We start from the raw sequence: 15,598 nt of genomic DNA, 5'->3' as shown, positions 1-15,598 counted from the left end.
GTCGCGTTAAATGATTTAATTTTTAAATCAATTCATGCCAAAAACTGCGTTATTCATCAATTTAATCCCTGTTTATACTGTATTCAACAAACAAAAAGGAGAAAATATGAACAGTTTCGATAAACACGACCTCAGCGGTTTCGTTGGCAAACATCTGGTTTACACCTACGATAACGGCTGGAATTATGAGCTGTATGTCAAAAATGACCATACGCTGGATTACCGCATCCACAGCGGTATTGTCGGTAATCGTTGGGTGAAAGATCAGCGGGTATTTATCGCCCGTGTGGCACGCGAAGTGTATAAAATTTCATGGACTGAACCAACGGGTACGGATGTCAGCCTGATTATCAATCTGACCGATCGTATTTTCCATGGCACTATCTTTTTCCCACGCTGGGTAATCAATAACCCGGAAAAAACCGTCTGCTTCCAAAACGAGCATATTCCGCTGATGGAGTCCTACCGTGCCACAGGCCCGGCTTACCCCACGGAGGTGATTGACGAATTCGCCACCATTACATTAGTGCGCGCATGCGGTGAGAACGACGACACGGTGATCAACTGCGCCGCCAGCGAACTGCCAGAGAACTTTCCTGACAACCTGAAAGCCTAAGCCCTCAAACCGGCAATACCTCACCGACAGCGCGAATGACTGCCCTGTCGGTTTTTTATACGTGCTACGGCCATTCCTTTCCCTCTCACCACATGCTATTGCGGCGCATATCGCCTCTCTGTCTGCCAAAAATTACGTGTTGTATTCTCGGCGAAAGTTAACTGGAACGATATTTTAAAAAATGTGAAAATATATTACACCCGGTACGTCACCACCGTAGTACCGGGAATGGACGCCCTTTTACAGACGCATCGCAAATGGATGAAAAAATGGATATTTTACTCAGCCTGGTCAAGACACCATCAGTTATTATCGCCATCGTGGCATTCCTTGGTTTACTGTTTCAACGCGCTCCGCTTTCCCGCCTGATAACCGGCACTTTTCTGTCTTTCATCGGTTTTACCATGATAAAGATAGGCGGAGGCATTCTGATGAAAGTGCTCACAGCATTCAGCACACTGTTTTCTCATGCGTTTCATATTACGGGGGTAGTTCCCAGTAATGAGGCGATAATGGCCGCAACCCTCGACAAAGTGGGGGCTACCGCCGCGCTCATTTTGCTGTTTGCCATGCTGTTAAATATTCTGCTGGCGCGGTTCACCCGCTTAAAATACATTTACCTGTCGCTGCATCTGGTGCTGTTTATGGCCTTCGCGTTTACCGCGGTACTGATGCCCTTTCACTTTACCCACACCACTATTGTGGCCGTCTCTTCACTGCTCATTGGTTTATACATGGCGGCATCGCCCTATATTCTGAGCCGCTTTAGCCGCCAAATCATCGGTTCAAATGAGTATGCCATCTCCCATGCGGCCATTTCATCGTATGTGCTGGGATCGTATCTGGGTAAATGGTTTGGCAATAAAGCGAATGACACCGAACAGCTGGCGCTCAGTCAGCGCATTGATTTTCTGCGCGAACCGAACGTCGCCACACTGTTAACCATGCTGGTATTGCTGCTGCTGTCTTGCCTGTTCGCAACGCGGCCACAAATCAGCGAAGCCATGGTGATGGTGTATGGCGCAGGTGCGGCGGATAAAAACGCGGTGATTTTCATTTTGGAGCAATCCGCCACCTTTGCCTGTGGGCTCTATTTAGCTAAAGCCGGCGTCAATTTATTCACTGCTGAAATAGTACCGGCATTCAAGGGGTTCGCTAACGTATTTGCCCCGGGCGCAGTGCCCGCTGTGGATGTCATGGTGCTGTTTACCAAAGCGCCTAACGCAACCTTGATAGGGTTTCTGGTGAGCTTTTGCGTGGAGCTGGTGTGCATTTTGCTGTTCCCGCTGGCTGGCCTGCCGATTATTGTGCCCGGTATTATGGCCAGTTTTATTACCGGCGGCGCGGCGGCCATTTTCGGTAATGCGACCGGGGGCGTCCGGGGTGCCATCATCGCCAGCAGCCTCAATGGCCTGCTCTTGTGTGTGCTGCCTGCCTTGACGCTGCCGCTGTTTTCCCACCTGGGCGCACAGGGCGTTACCTTTGCCGACCCTGACTTCACACTGCCCTCTCTTGTTCTGGACTGGCTCCTCCGGCTGTTCCAGTAACCCTGACTCGAGGGTAAAAACCGGCGGCATCTGCTGCCGGTTTGCTATTCAGACACTCGCCAGTCACACGGCAACTGCGCGTTGCCTGAAGCCCGGTTTAAAACGATGACCAGTTATCTTTATCTTGCCGATGAGTGATGGTGTGAGTCTGCGCTAGCGATGCAGGTCGGGCCGTGGATGCCACGCGATGCGATGCGGCGGCGGATCCGGCTTCATCCTGTTGGGATAAGCGGAAGACCGCCACCCGTTGCGAGAGCATCGCGGCCTCTTCCTCCAGAGCCTGTGCGGCTGCCGAGGACTGTTGCACCATCGCCGCATTCTGTTGCGTGGTGGTGTCCATCTCTGCCACGGCAGCACCAATCTGGCTAATCCCGCGGCTCTGCTCATCAGACGCGGAGGCGATTTCCCCCATGATATCGTGCACCCGTTTCACCGATGTCATCAGCTCATCCATCGCATTGCCCGCATCCGAGACAAATACAGTGCCGGTATTGACCCGGTTCGCTGACTCCGAAATCAGGCTCTCTATCTCTTTGGCCGCCTGGGCGCTGCGCTGTGCCAAATTACGGACTTCACCGGCAACGACCGCAAAGCCACGCCCCTGTTCACCGGCACGCGCCGCTTCAACGGCCGCGTTGAGCGCCAGAATATTGGTCTGAAAGGCAATGCCGTTAATGACGGTAGTAATGTCGGAAATCTTTTTCGAACTGCCAGAAATCTCTGTCATCGTCTGAATAACTTTATGAATAATCTCGCCACCGCGATCGGCATTGGCAGAGGCCTGCTCGGCAATGTGACGGGCATGACGGGCATTTTCCGCGTTGTTTTTCACCGTCGATGTCAGTTGCTCAATACTGGCAGCCGTTTGCACAATCGCCGAGGACTGTTGTTCTGTACGCGAGGAGAGATCATGATTGCCAGTTGCAATTTGTGAGGCTGCACTGGCCACGCTATAGACACTGTGGCGAATATCGGCAATCAACTGACGCAACCGGTCTGTCATCACCATCATCGCTTGCGTCAGTTGCCCCAATTCATCATGCCGCGCGACCTCCACTGTGGTGGTCAAGTCGCCCCCGGCAATCTGCTCTGCCAGTTTCAGATTGGCAATCAGCGGGCGGGTTATCTGGCGAGTGACCGACCAGGCAATCAGCAAGCCCAACACCATTGCCGCCAGGCCAAAAATAACGGTCTGCACCACGGCATCATTAATCACCACGTTGTTACGCGCGGCAATTTTATTGAGTACAACCGTGATATCACTAATGAGCTTATCGCCGGTTGCCCTGAGCGCCGAATCCGCACTCCTTAACTGTGTGATGCTGTCGTTATATTTCACACTGTTCTGGTTATAGCGCTCAATTCGGCTACCCAGTTCACTGATACGGCTGCGCTCTTGCAGCGGAAACTGCGCATTCAGGTCATCAAACGCTTTTTTCGCCGCCGCATACGCCTCTTGCATCGCCTTGAAGGCCGCTTCACTGTTTTCTTTCTGTAACTGGTGGGCGCTGTCAACCAGTTGCAGGTAACGTACGCTGGTTTGATGATACTGCCGTAATAGCGCCGGATCGCTTAGGGTGTCATAAAACGCCTCATCCAGCCCGTCCAGTGGCGCAAGCGCCGCTTGTTCACGCACGACCGCACTGACTGACTGCGCGCTGGTCTTAATGCGCTCTAACTGATTGGTATAGTCAGTAAAATCCTGAGTGACCTTGTCAAGATCTTGCTGATAATCAGCATCCCAGCCGAGTGCTTTGGCTTTGTCATTAAGCTGACGCGCTTGATCAAGGTACTTATTCAGGTTGGTCAGATTGTCATTACTGAGCGTATAGGTGAATTTTATCCGGGCTATCCGGGTGAGATCGATAAAATCCCCCATGTCGTTCATGATGTCACTTTTTATGTACAAATCCCGAATAGTAAAAAAGCGAACCGAACTGAATACGGATGCCAGCATCACCAGCAGCAGTACAATGCCAAATCCACCATACAGTTTGTGAGCTATCTTGAGATTTTTCACGTAATGTCCAAACACACTCATCCTTGCATCTCCAACAGGTGAAACAAACGGCAACACAACGAAGCCTACTGTTGGCTTATCGGATAGAAATGCGTTTCTTTTAGCAAAGCAAGGTGATCTGAATCACACATTAACCAATATTATGCTTAATTTAGATCATTGATGATTTTTTTCATTCAAATTAAGGCAAAAAAAACCGGCAAACAATGCCGGGAGTACGCGCCGCGGGACGACCACACCCCAACTGCGTGTGATGAGTCAGCGTCGGTTAGCCCTGTGGTCGTCAACGCGTAGTGGTCAATGCAATGTTATTTGCCTGCCAGCAGGCTTTTACCAATCGCCAGTACCATGTCAGCCTGACGCTGCTGGGCGGGTGCAAACTGCTTGTTATCCACCAGGGTGACCGGTTGAATCTCCACCACGCGACCTTTCACCACTGCGGCACACAGCGAATGCACCACCTGATCGTTTAGCAATGTGAGCAGGCAGCGAAACTTCGGCGAACCGTCCGCCACCAGCTCTTTTTTCTCCGGGCGAATACGCTGGCGTAACATCTCTTTTTCTGAACTGGCTATCACCGCATCCAGGTCACTGTCACTGCTGGCAACCGAGACTTTGTCGGTTGAAGAAGGCAACGTATAAATCGTCACCAGCGCCTTGCGCCGGGTCGCGGTATCCACATATTCGGCCTGAACCGAGTGCGCCTTGGCATCAGCTTCCACTCCACGGCGCTTTAAGCCATCGACTGCAGGGGGCAACGCATCTGCCAGTTGCTGAGAGGTATAACCGGCAATTAAATCCGGGTTCTGGTCTGCCAGCCCCGCCAGCGGCATTGCCAGCAACAAACCACATAACCCCCGTTTTATCATGCTATTAGCCATTTTTCTGTTCTCCTGATCCACGCATTATTCTGATGTTATTCCATCCCCTCTTAACACTATACCCTAAATCCCCCAAATGTCAGGGAAACGCCAAGCGTATGAATTTTAAGGTGCAATAATGCACACCCCCGGCTAATCCCCGGCGGTTTTTCCCCGATGACTTCGCGATAACGGCAAAGCTGTACAAAAATTAAAATTTGTATAACTTTGTACAATTGACTAAGGTTTAATCGGTAACACCACCGAAGGTACAACACGTTATGGCCACTTACAGTATCAGTGAATTTTCAGCCCGCTGCGGCGTTAACGCAGTCACATTGCGCGCCTGGCAGCGACGCTACGGACTGTTAAGCCCTAAACGTACCGAAGGCGGCCATCGCCTTTATGATGATGCCGACTTGCTGGAAGTGGGCGTTATTCTCTCGTGGATCAAAAGAGGCGTGCCGATAGGTCAGATTAAACGCCTGCTGGAGGGGCAGTCCGTCAATATGGGGCGCGGCAATACCGATTTGCAGGATATCTTGCTGGCGTCGTTACAGGCAGGAGAGCTGTCACGCCTGCGCAACCTGCTTTATGACGCCGGGCGCGAATACCCGCGAGAGTATCTGGTTGATCAGATACTGCGCCCGCTGCGTGCGCGGCTGACCAGCAGCCAGGAAACGATTCAGACACTTCACCACCTGCTTGACAGTGTCATTATCAGCTATAGCGCATTTTGCCTTGAAGGTGCACGCAAGCGTGCCGGTCAGGATACTATCATCGCAGGCTGGCAACTTCAGGACACCACCGAGATTTGGCTCGAGGCATTGCGCCGCACGCCCTCCTCGCTGCGCTGTAGCGTCATCCCCCAATCGCTGACCTGCCCCAGGCCAGAATTGGTATCCGGTTGCCATTGGCTGCTGGTCAATGCGCAACCCCTTTCCCCCGGCCAGCATCGTCAGCATCAACAGTGGCTTGACGATGGCCGGCATATTGAGCTTGTCATTCTGAGCCAGCGGGAGGCCGCATGACCACCACGCCCCATGCTCTGCAAAGGATTATCGGGTTTTATCGCCAGCTTGATATCTGCACGCCCGCACAACTGGCGGATTTCTATCATCAGGATGTGGTGTTGCACGACCCGCTAGGTGAACACCGCGGTCTGGTGCAACTTTGCGATTACTTTAATGGTTTAGTGAAACGCACCCGCTATTGCCACTTTGACGTACACCACATTCTCAGTGATGACCAGCACGCTACCTTATTGTGGCGAATGGACTATGCTCACCCTCGCTTGCGGCGCGGGGCTGCGCTGACGCTGCAAGGGTGCTCATGGCTGGAATTTAAGCACGAACGGGTGTGTTTTCAGCACGATTTCTACGACATGGGCGCATTGCTGTACGAACAGCTGCCGCTTCTCAGGCAGGGTATCCACTTTCTGAAAACGAGGCTCGCCCCATGAAACGCGTTCTGATTACCGGTGCCAGCTCCGGCATTGGCAAACAACTGGCGGGCGATTACGCTGACGACGGCTGGGAGGTCATAGCCTGTGGCCGTAACGCTCAGGCGCTGGCCACGCTCGACTCACCGGGGCGTCAAATTCACACCCGGGTTTTTGATGTCAGCCAGTTAGCGCAAACCCGCCATTATTTGGCCGAGACACCGTGCGATCTGGTGATCCTCAATGCCGGAACCTGCGAATACCTTGAGCACGGCCAGATAGAGGTCGATAAGATAACGCGCGTGTTCGCCACCAATCTGTTCGGGCCGGTCTATTGTCTCGAGACTCTGTTGCCCCAGCTACAGGCCGGTGCACGTATTGTTGTCATCGGCTCTCTCGCCGGGTTGGTCGCACTACCACGAGCGCAAGCCTATGGAGCTTCTAAAGCCGCACTGGCGTATTTCACCCAAAGCCTGCGCCTTGATCTGCACGTTCGCGGTATCGGCGTCACGCTGGTGATGCCAGGGTTTGTCGATACGCCGCTCACTCAACGCAACGACTTCCCGATGCCCATGCAAGTCAGCGTACAGGCCGCCTCACGCGCCATTCGCCGCGGTATCGCGGCCGGACGTGACGACATTCGCTTTCCTGCGGTGTTTGCCTGGTTGCTCGGTATGGTTGCCCGGCTACCACTATCACTACAACAACGTATTACACAACGACTGGTGAGACCATGAAGATAGCCATTATCGGCAGTGGTATTGCAGGGATGACCTGCGCCTGGAAACTGGCGGATCAACATCAGGTCACGCTATTTGAAGCTAACGACTATCTCGGCGGGCACACGGCGACGGTTGATGTCCCGCTCGACGGGCGTACCTACGCTATCGACACCGGCTTCATTGTCTATAACGACCGCACCTATCCGCGGTTTATCAGCCTGCTGAATGAACTCAATCTGCAAGGCCAAAAAACACAAATGAGCTTTTCCGTTCACAATCAGGCCAGTGGCCTTGAGTACAATGGACATACGCTCTCTTCACTGTTTGCCCAAAAACGCAACTGGTTCAACCCCCGATTCTGGCGCTTATTATCGGATATTTTGCGCTTTAACCGCTGCTGCAAACGCTACCTGACAAAACGCCCGGACAACGACCTGACATTAGGTGATTTGCTGGTGCATGAAAAATTTAACGATTATTTTGCCCGTCACTATATTTTACCCATGGGGGCCGCCATTTGGTCTGCATCTATGGCCGACATGCGCCGCTTCTCTCTGCGGCTGTTTCTGCGTTTTTTTAATCACCACGGTTTACTTGATATCACCCGTCGCCCGCAGTGGTATGTGATACCCGGCGGCTCACGCGAATACATCCGCCGAATGCAACAGCAGTTAAATAGCCGCATGACGTTTTTGTGCAGAACCCCTGTCGTGGGTGTGTGGCGCTCACCGGTCGCGGTGCGCGTGTTATCGGCTCGGGGCAGTGAGTTTTTTGACGAGGTCATCTTCGCATGTCATGCCGATCAGGCACTGTCCTTACTTAAGGATGCCACCCCAACCGAGCGGCACATTTTGAGCCATCTGCCTTATCAGGCAAACGAGGTGGTGTTGCACACCGACACAAGCTGGCTGCCGTGTCGGCGCAAAGCATGGGCGAGCTGGAATTACCGCCTTGCTGGCGCTAGCCTGGAAGAGGAACAAACTCACGCATGTGTGACCTATAACATGAACATCCTGCAAGGATTACCGGCATCGACTCCCCATACCTTTTGCGTCACCCTTAACCCGAGCAGACCAATCGATGAGCAACAGGTACTGCGCCGCTTTACCTATCATCACCCGGTATTTAGCCCTGAAAGCCTGATGGCGCAGCGGCGGCGGCGTGAAATCAGTGGCCGCCACCATACCTGGTACTGTGGTGCTTACTGGTATAACGGCTTTCATGAGGATGGGGTTCGCAGCGCGCTGGATGTCGTCACCACGCTGAACAAACGACTTACCGGCGGCACGGAGGTGGCATGAACAGCGCGCTCTACACCGGCTGGTTACGCCATCGCCGCTTTTCGCCCAAAGCCCATGACTTTACCTATCCAATTTTCATGCTACTGCTCGACCTTGACGAGCTGGCACTCTTGAAAACGGTAGGGATTGCCTCACGCCGCGCCGCATTGGCTTCTTTCCAGCCGGATGATTATCTGGACGGTGGTGATCTCCGGCAGGCAGCACTGCGGCGCTTAACGGCACTGACCGGCGAAACGCTGCACGGTAAAGTCTATTTACTCTGTCAGTTACGCTATTGCGGATTCCATTTCAACCCGGTCAATTTTTACTACTGCCATGATGAGGCAGGCCAGCTCCGCTGGTTGCTGGCCGAGGTACGCAACACACCGTGGAATGAACGCCATGTGTATGCCATCCCCGCAGACCACCCCGAACCCCAGGCCAAATGTTTTCACGTCTCACCGTTTAACCCGCTGGAGATGGATTACCACTGGCAGTTTACCGCGCCGGGTGCCTCGCTCAGGGTTCACATTGAAAATCATCACCGTATCAAGTCATCGTTGGCCAGCGACGGCACTGCCGCATCGCCCCTGACAACCGCCCGGCCGGATCACGCAAAAGTGCTGGATGCCACATTACAATTGCGGCGCGTCATGCTGACACGCCGCTCACTCTACCAGCACATACGCCGTCTGCCGATGATGACGCTGAAAACCGCGCTGGCCATTTACTGGCAGGCGCTGCGCCTGTGGCTCAAGAAGGTTCCTGTTTACGCGCATCCATCTTCCAAGAGAAAACACCATGAATAACCCGGCTTACCCACTCAAACAGCGACGCCAGCGCACAGTATCGCCTGCCCGTCGCATCATGTTTCGCCTGCTCAGCCAGCTCAGGGATGTCTACCTGCAACTTGATGACGCCGATGGAACTCAGCATGCATTTGGTCATCCTCATGCCACCTTGCAGGCCCAGGTTACGGTGCATAACCCGGTCTTTTATCGTCAATGCCTGCTCGGCGGCGGAATAGGTGCGGCAGAAAGCTATCTCGATGGAGCCTGGAGCACCCCAGACCTGACCGCAACGCTGTTGGCACTGGCTAGAAACAGCGCGGTTATCGCGGCACTGGAATCCCGTTTCTCGCTGCTGTTATTGCCCTTTCAGCAAGTTCGGCATCTTTTGCACCGGAACACCCGTCATCAGGCCCGCCGCAATATCGCCGCACACTACGACCTGGGTAATGCGTTTTATCAACGTTTTCTCGACCCAAGCATGCTCTACTCCAGCGCACTGTATAGCGACCCAAATGCGACGCTTGAGCAGGCGCAGCAGGCAAAACTGCGCCGGTTGTGCGAGCAGTTACAACTCAACGAACATGACCATCTGCTCGAAATTGGCAGCGGCTGGGGCGAAATGGCACTCTTTGCCGCCCGCGAATATGGCTGTCGTGTCACGACCACAACCGTGTCAAACGCACAGTATGAGTATACCTGCGAGCGTGTGCGGCAGGCAGGGCTTGATGACCGCATCACCGTATTGTGTCAGGATTACCGCGACCTGAGCGGGCAGTACGACAAAATCGTCTCGATTGAAATGATTGAAGCTGTCGGCAAGGCTTTTTTACCGGTCTTTTTTCAGCACTGCCAGCAGCGGCTCAAGCCCGGAGGCCGCCTCGCGCTACAGGCTATCACTATCAGCGATCAGCGCTATGCGCGCTACAGCCGGCGCGTGGACTTCATTCAGCGCTACATTTTCCCCGGTGGTTTTCTGCCCTCAATCACCGTATTAAACAACACCATGACCCGCCATACCCGCCTGGTAACGCGCAATTTGCATGATATGGGGCTGGACTATGCCCGCACCCTGCATGAATGGCGCACGCGTTTTCTACAGCATTGGGCCGAGATAGCGCCGCTGGGCTTTGATGAACGTTTTAGGCGCTTATGGCTATTCTACCTGTGCTATTGCGAAGCCGGCTTTATGGCCCGCACCATCAGCACGGTACAGATAACCGCCGAGTGCCCGTGAATGCGCATTAAACGTGACATTGTCACCTAAACCATTTGGCATGCTGCGCTTAACAGGCATCTCAGTCACAGTGTGATGCCTGACAGAGCCAGACAAGTATGCCGTTTTGACTTTACATCTCTTAAATAATGTCTAAGTGTAATTAGTTGTTTCACCCCGCCCCTTTCAGCCCGTATAACCCTGTGATCCTGTACACGAAAATGAATTTACTGACTGATATCACGCTTCCCGGTGATCGTGATCACCTTACGGTGGCATGGCTTCTCGTAGGATGAAGAAACATATCTCATTAATTAATTTAACCATAGGATGTGGAGATATCATGTCATCTTTTCTGAGCCGTCTCTCAATTCCGGGTTTAAAGAAATCGCGCCCCGCTCGCGGCGTCTATCGGTGTGATGCTTTGCCTTCTTCGCTGTCACAACTGGGATTACCGTCCGCCCCTGGGCTACTGATGGTGTTCGTTCCCCCTCATGCCGACTTCGCCGCGGTCAATCGAGCCTGGCAACGTTTCTCCGCCCCTTATCGCAGTGTGATTACCTTGTCATCGACCGGTGCGCTTTGCAGCCAGCGCGGTCAATCCACCTACTGTGACATGGAAGGCCCGCAAGGAAGCTGGTTGTGGTTGCCACAGTCGCTGATTGCACGCCATGAAGTGCACATGGTTGACCTGCACATGCATGACAAACCCAACGCTCGCGTCAGAATTGATGCCATTCGCCGTGAGCTGGAGCGAATGAACGTCAGTATGCCGCTGTCATCCGAGAACACTTTTGCGCTGATTTATTGTGATGGCCTGGCGGCTTCGGAGGGGTTTTTAATGCAGGCCTGGTACGCCTGTCGGCGCTTTCCCTGTCTGGCGATTGGGGGTGCCGCCGGTGGGAAGCTGGACTTCAGCGGCACCTATATCAGTGCCGACAACAACGTGCTACAGGGAAAAGCAGTCATCGTGTTTTGCCAAATGGCTCCGGGCAAATCCTTTGCGCCATTCAAGAGCCAGAATTTCGCCCCCACCAAACAGAGCTGGCTGGTTGCAGAGGCCGACCCTGTCGCCCGTACGGTAAAATCGGTTTTTGACGCCCACGGCAACGAGCAACCGCTAATTGAGGCGATTGCCGCCTGCCTGCGATGCTCTCCAGAGCAAATCAGCCAGCATCTGGTCGGCAAAACCTTCGCCGTCAAAGTCAATGACGAATACTTTGTGCGCTCGGTGGCCGCTATCAAGCAAGACAGAATCGCGTTTTTCTGCGATCTTGAATTTGGCGATCGGTTATACCTGATGGAATCGACCGATTTCATCGCCACCACAGAGCGCGACTGGCAGCAATTTGTCTCACAGCACGGCAAGCCGGAACTGGTCTTACTCAATGACTGCGTACTGCGCCGTGCGGGCAATACTCGCCTGAACGAAGCGCAATTCTTCGCGCAGATCCCGGCAGCAGGCTTCTCAAGCTTTGGCGAAATTCTTGGCGTTCCTATCAATCAAACGCTCTCTGCGCTGGCTTTTTTTAGCCATGATGTCAAGGCCATGTCTCATTTCCCGGTGGATTACGCCGCCTACGCGGGCCATTATGCCCAACGCGCGTTGCGTCGCTGGGAAGCCTTGCACGATATTCAGTCAACGGTGGTCAAGCAGGTTGTGGAATATGAGCAGGCCCTGGCTCCGCTTCTGACAGCCATGCCTCAACTGGAGCAGGCAACCTTGCGGCAAAGTGACACACTTGATGTGGCGCAAACCAGCATCCGGGCAATCAGTGACTCGGCAGCCAAAACCCAGGAAGCTCAGGGGCGGCTTGAAACTGGCCTGAACGATCTGGAGCGTATCTCGATTGGCATCACGCATATCACCAGCGGTATCAATGCCATTGCAGATAAAACCAACCTGCTGGCACTCAACGCCGCCGTTGAAGCTGCACGCGCGGGTGAAGCGGGCCGGGGGTTTGCTGTCGTGGCCGAAGAAGTGCGCAAGCTCGCCAGTTCCTCAAAAGAGCAGGTTGATGCCACCACCCACAGCATTCGGGAGGCTGTCGATACCATTGCGCATATTCGCTCAATTGCACAGCAAACCGTCACCACCACTCAGCAAATGGCGGAAAAAAGTATCTCGGCGGCGAACCAAATCGCCAGCATGAGTGCCGAAACCGACCGCGATCGCGCCAATATGACGGCAAATCTCACTAACCTCAAAGATCTTGCTAAAGGTATGGATGCCATGCAGGACGCCGTAAACCAGCTCACGGTACTGCAAAAACTGACCTCATCCTGATGGCCCTCCCCCGGCAGTAAGGCGCAAAAATGCGCCTTACTGCTTCTGCACGACAAAATTCATACCGTTTTCATGTGACAGCCAATACGCTTCGGGCGACAATGCCCGACCGTGTTGAGACGCATTTGCCATGCGTGCCCTACGGTTTTGAACCCAGGCGCAACGCCCTCTGATAAAACCGGCATACCGGACAGGATGTGAAAACATGCAGATATTTTTATTCGATACACTGCCTACCCCTATTGGTGAGTTATTACTGATTACCGATGAGCGTTATCATCTTCGGGCGGTTGAGTGGCGTGAATATGAAGAAGATTTATTTCTCTCGCTGAATAGACGTTACCACGACGATCCTTTTACGTTGAAAACCTGTAGTAATCCGGGTGGTCTGAGTGACAAACTGCGGGCCTATTTTGAGGGGGATTTACACATTATTGATAATCTCCCCGTCGCCGCCAGAGGTACCGATTTTCAACAACGCGTCTGGCAGGCTCTGCGAACATTACCCTGTGGCACCACCACAACCTATGGTGAACTGGCTCATCGCCTTGGTAAGCCTACCGCATCACGGGCTATCGGGATGGCTAATGGAGCCAATCCGGTCAGCATCGTGGTGCCTTGTCATCGAGTGATTGGCGCAGGGGGTGCCCTGACCGGTTATGCCGGTGGCATTGAACGCAAAAAATGGTTGTTGCGCCATGAAGGGTATTCAGCCTGACGACATTTATTCACTAACCGTGATTACGCTTTAGTGGCTATTTTCTTCTTGAAACATAATACCCATCGACGGGTTGCAACGACGTGAGGAAAAACATCAGGCGACTTAATCGCATGGAAAAAATATTAATAAGCTCACTATTTAATAGTCAGTTCTAAAGATAGCGGATCTTATCAGACCCAATAAAAGCTGTTAAAATTGACCGACATCAATTATCGCCTGAGTAAAGTCTATGATTCCTGAAAAGCGAATAATCCGACGCATTCAGTCTGGCGGTTGCGCCATTCATTGTCAGGATTGCAGCATCAGCCAGCTCTGTATTCCTTTCACACTTAATGAGCATGAGCTTGATCAGCTCGACAATATCATTGAAAGGAAAAAACCTATCCAGAAAGGGCAGGCGTTGTTCAAGGCGGGGGATGAGCTGAAATCACTGTACGCCATCCGCTCAGGCACCATCAAAAGTTACACCATCACCGAGCAGGGTGATGAGCAGATAACCGGTTTCCATCTGGCAGGCGATTTGGTCGGGTTTGATGCCATCGGTGGTGCACAGCATCCCAGTTTCGCCCAGGCGCTCGAAACCTCTATGGTGTGTGAAATCCCGTTTGAAACGCTCGACGACCTCTCTGGCAAAATGCCCAATCTGCGCCAGCAAATGATGCGACTGATGAGCGGAGAGATCCGTGGCGATCAGGATATGATCCTGCTGCTGTCGAAGAAAAATGCCGAAGAGCGTCTGGCGGCGTTTATCTACAATTTGTCTCGCCGGTTTGCGCAGCGCGGTTTCTCTCCGCGCGAATTCCGCCTCACCATGACCCGTGGCGACATAGGCAACTATCTCGGCCTCACGGTGGAAACCATCAGCCGCCTGTTAGGGCGCTTTCAAAAAAGTGGCATGCTGGCGGTAAAAGGCAAATATATTACCATTGAGAATACGGATGCTCTGGCCGAACTGGCAGGTTCATCACGCACCAAAGTGTAATACCTCCACACACTTTTACTTTCCCCGCCGGATCAATGATTACGCTAAATTGTTGTTCCGGCACTCATCACCTGTTGTTCAAAGCGATTTCCATGCGTTACTCTTAACGGGCAGGCTGCGGACTGACAGCCAACAGGAGGCGCTATGGCGAAGTATCAGAATTTACTGGTCGCTATTGACCCAAATCAGGACGACCAACCCGCACTACGGCGGGCGGTTTATCTGGTTCAGCGGCTGGGAGGCAGAATCAAGGCGTTTCTGCCTATCTACGACTTTTCCTATGAAATGACCACCCTGCTCTCTCCCGATGAAAGAACCGAGATGAGGCAACGCGTTATTGCCCAACGAACCGAATGGATTACGGAACAGTGCAAGTATTACCTTGATGCAGGTGTTGCCATTGAAATCAAAGTGGTCTGGCACAACAAACCTTATGAAGCCATTATTCAGGAAGTCGTTGCCGGTCAGCACGATTTGTTGCTCAAGATGGCACATCAGCACGACAGGCTGGAAGCGGTTATCTTCACCCCGACCGACTGGCAATTACTGCGCAAGTGCCCCTGCCCGGTTTGGATGGTCAAAGACCAGCCCTGGCCGCAAAATGGCCGTGCGCTGGTCGCCGTTAATCTGGCCAGTGAAGACCCGTACCACGACCCACTCAACATTAAGCTGGTGTCAGAAACACTGGCGCTGGCACGTCAGGTTGACCAAACCGAAGTACATCTGGTTGGGGCCTATCCTGTCACGCCAATTAATATCGCCATTGAATTGCCCGATTTTGACCCCGGTGTCTATAACGGTGCCATTCGGGGCCAGCACCTGCTGGCGATGAAATCACTGCGACAGAAATTTGGCCTGGATGAACGGCTGACCCATGTGGAAAAAGGCCTGCCAGAGGATGTTATCCCCGATCTGGCAGAACATCTGCAAGCGGGTGTGGTGGTGCTAGGTTCGCTGGGGCGTACCGGTTTGTCCGCTGCCTTCATTGGTAATACCGTTGAACATGTTATCGACCACCTGAAGTGCGATTTGCTGGCAATTAAGCCCGATGATTTTGTTGCCTCGCTAACGCTACAGAGCGAAGCCGATACGAAAGCGGATGATGCCTGAGTGTACCT

At 53.1% G+C, this 15,598-nt stretch carries 14 protein-coding genes; 12 read left to right on the top strand and 2 right to left on the bottom strand.

Annotated elements, in window-relative coordinates:
• Nucleotides 1-106 precede the first annotated feature (106 nt).
• Nucleotides 107-616, top strand: a complete 510-nt coding sequence (locus DAQ1742_RS09850; RefSeq protein WP_035341867.1) for a phenolic acid decarboxylase — start codon at nucleotides 107-109, stop codon at nucleotides 614-616.
• A gap of 269 nt (nucleotides 617-885) precedes the next feature.
• Nucleotides 886-2,163: a PTS ascorbate transporter subunit IIC gene (locus DAQ1742_RS09845; protein WP_035345976.1), complete on the top strand. Its 1,278-nt coding sequence runs from the start codon at nucleotides 886-888 to the stop codon at nucleotides 2,161-2,163.
• Nucleotides 2,164-2,260: 97 nt separating this feature from the next.
• Here the strand turns inward: DAQ1742_RS09845 and DAQ1742_RS09840 are convergent, their stop codons facing one another.
• Nucleotides 2,261-4,204 carry a methyl-accepting chemotaxis protein gene (locus DAQ1742_RS09840; protein ID WP_035341865.1) on the bottom strand — a complete coding sequence of 648 codons (1,944 nt, stop codon included), beginning with the start codon at nucleotides 4,202-4,204 and terminating at the stop codon, nucleotides 2,261-2,263.
• A 287-nt stretch (nucleotides 4,205-4,491) separates the two neighbouring features.
• Nucleotides 4,492-5,064 carry a hypothetical protein gene (locus DAQ1742_RS09835; protein ID WP_067486941.1) on the bottom strand — a complete coding sequence of 191 codons (573 nt, stop codon included), beginning with the start codon at nucleotides 5,062-5,064 and terminating at the stop codon, nucleotides 4,492-4,494.
• Nucleotides 5,065-5,324: 260 nt separating this feature from the next.
• Here DAQ1742_RS09835 and DAQ1742_RS09830 point away from each other — a divergent pair, with 260 nt between their 5' ends.
• From DAQ1742_RS09830 to uspE, 10 genes are all read left to right on the top strand, one after another.
• Nucleotides 5,325-6,074, top strand: a complete 750-nt coding sequence (locus DAQ1742_RS09830; RefSeq protein WP_067486938.1) for a MerR family transcriptional regulator — start codon at nucleotides 5,325-5,327, stop codon at nucleotides 6,072-6,074.
• Nucleotides 6,071-6,505 carry a nuclear transport factor 2 family protein gene (locus tag DAQ1742_RS09825; RefSeq protein WP_035341858.1) on the top strand — a complete coding sequence of 145 codons (435 nt, stop codon included), beginning with the start codon at nucleotides 6,071-6,073 and terminating at the stop codon, nucleotides 6,503-6,505. The genes DAQ1742_RS09830 and DAQ1742_RS09825 overlap by 4 nt, the downstream gene beginning before the upstream one ends.
• Complete coding sequence (locus DAQ1742_RS09820; RefSeq protein WP_035341857.1) at nucleotides 6,502-7,221, top strand: SDR family NAD(P)-dependent oxidoreductase; 720 nt, start codon at nucleotides 6,502-6,504, stop codon at nucleotides 7,219-7,221. Before DAQ1742_RS09825 ends, DAQ1742_RS09820 begins: the two co-directional genes overlap by 4 nt.
• Nucleotides 7,218-8,507, top strand: a complete 1,290-nt coding sequence (locus DAQ1742_RS09815) for an NAD(P)/FAD-dependent oxidoreductase (RefSeq protein ID WP_035341855.1) — start codon at nucleotides 7,218-7,220, stop codon at nucleotides 8,505-8,507. Before DAQ1742_RS09820 ends, DAQ1742_RS09815 begins: the two co-directional genes overlap by 4 nt.
• Nucleotides 8,504-9,295: a DUF1365 domain-containing protein gene (locus DAQ1742_RS09810; protein WP_035341852.1), complete on the top strand. Its 792-nt coding sequence runs from the start codon at nucleotides 8,504-8,506 to the stop codon at nucleotides 9,293-9,295. The genes DAQ1742_RS09815 and DAQ1742_RS09810 overlap by 4 nt, the downstream gene beginning before the upstream one ends.
• Nucleotides 9,288-10,511, top strand: coding sequence for an SAM-dependent methyltransferase (locus DAQ1742_RS09805; protein ID WP_035341850.1), 1,224 nt, complete (start codon nucleotides 9,288-9,290; stop codon nucleotides 10,509-10,511). Before DAQ1742_RS09810 ends, DAQ1742_RS09805 begins: the two co-directional genes overlap by 8 nt.
• Before the next feature lie 322 nt (nucleotides 10,512-10,833).
• Complete coding sequence (locus DAQ1742_RS09800) at nucleotides 10,834-12,777, top strand: methyl-accepting chemotaxis protein (RefSeq protein WP_035341848.1); 1,944 nt, start codon at nucleotides 10,834-10,836, stop codon at nucleotides 12,775-12,777.
• Between the two features lie 205 nt (nucleotides 12,778-12,982).
• The gene (gene ogt / locus DAQ1742_RS09795; RefSeq protein ID WP_035341846.1) at nucleotides 12,983-13,495 is read left to right on the top strand and encodes a methylated-DNA--[protein]-cysteine S-methyltransferase; all 513 of its coding nucleotides are present in this window, start codon (nucleotides 12,983-12,985) and stop codon (nucleotides 13,493-13,495) included.
• A 232-nt stretch (nucleotides 13,496-13,727) separates the two neighbouring features.
• Nucleotides 13,728-14,480 (top strand): fumarate/nitrate reduction transcriptional regulator Fnr, encoded by a 753-nt coding sequence (fnr, locus tag DAQ1742_RS09790; protein WP_035341844.1) that lies wholly within the window; start codon nucleotides 13,728-13,730, stop codon nucleotides 14,478-14,480.
• Between the two features lie 144 nt (nucleotides 14,481-14,624).
• Nucleotides 14,625-15,590 (top strand): universal stress protein UspE, encoded by a 966-nt coding sequence (gene uspE / locus DAQ1742_RS09785; RefSeq protein WP_035341842.1) that lies wholly within the window; start codon nucleotides 14,625-14,627, stop codon nucleotides 15,588-15,590.
• Nucleotides 15,591-15,598 lie beyond the last annotated feature (8 nt).

It is taken from the genome of Dickeya aquatica (assembly GCF_900095885.1).
Lineage (GTDB): Bacteria > Pseudomonadota > Gammaproteobacteria > Enterobacterales > Enterobacteriaceae > Dickeya > Dickeya aquatica.
This window is presented reverse-complemented; position numbering and strand designations above follow the sequence as displayed.

What these genes read in the sequence shown, in the direction of transcription:
- DAQ1742_RS09850 (WP_035341867.1), top strand. Translation starts at nt 107, where the DNA reads ATGAACAGTTTCGATAAACACGACCTCAGCGGTTTCGTTGGCAAACAT.
- DAQ1742_RS09845 (WP_035345976.1), top strand. Translation starts at nt 886, where the DNA reads ATGGATATTTTACTCAGCCTGGTCAAGACACCATCAGTTATTATCGCC.
- DAQ1742_RS09840 (WP_035341865.1), bottom strand. Translation starts at nt 4,204, where the DNA reads ATGAGTGTGTTTGGACATTACGTGAAAAATCTCAAGATAGCTCACAAA.
- DAQ1742_RS09835 (WP_067486941.1), bottom strand. Translation starts at nt 5,064, where the DNA reads ATGGCTAATAGCATGATAAAACGGGGGTTATGTGGTTTGTTGCTGGCA.
- DAQ1742_RS09830 (WP_067486938.1), top strand. Translation starts at nt 5,325, where the DNA reads ATGGCCACTTACAGTATCAGTGAATTTTCAGCCCGCTGCGGCGTTAAC.
- DAQ1742_RS09825 (WP_035341858.1), top strand. Translation starts at nt 6,071, where the DNA reads ATGACCACCACGCCCCATGCTCTGCAAAGGATTATCGGGTTTTATCGC.
- DAQ1742_RS09820 (WP_035341857.1), top strand. Translation starts at nt 6,502, where the DNA reads ATGAAACGCGTTCTGATTACCGGTGCCAGCTCCGGCATTGGCAAACAA.
- DAQ1742_RS09815 (WP_035341855.1), top strand. Translation starts at nt 7,218, where the DNA reads ATGAAGATAGCCATTATCGGCAGTGGTATTGCAGGGATGACCTGCGCC.
- DAQ1742_RS09810 (WP_035341852.1), top strand. Translation starts at nt 8,504, where the DNA reads ATGAACAGCGCGCTCTACACCGGCTGGTTACGCCATCGCCGCTTTTCG.
- DAQ1742_RS09805 (WP_035341850.1), top strand. Translation starts at nt 9,288, where the DNA reads ATGAATAACCCGGCTTACCCACTCAAACAGCGACGCCAGCGCACAGTA.
- DAQ1742_RS09800 (WP_035341848.1), top strand. Translation starts at nt 10,834, where the DNA reads ATGTCATCTTTTCTGAGCCGTCTCTCAATTCCGGGTTTAAAGAAATCG.
- ogt (WP_035341846.1), top strand. Translation starts at nt 12,983, where the DNA reads ATGCAGATATTTTTATTCGATACACTGCCTACCCCTATTGGTGAGTTA.
- fnr (WP_035341844.1), top strand. Translation starts at nt 13,728, where the DNA reads ATGATTCCTGAAAAGCGAATAATCCGACGCATTCAGTCTGGCGGTTGC.
- uspE (WP_035341842.1), top strand. Translation starts at nt 14,625, where the DNA reads ATGGCGAAGTATCAGAATTTACTGGTCGCTATTGACCCAAATCAGGAC.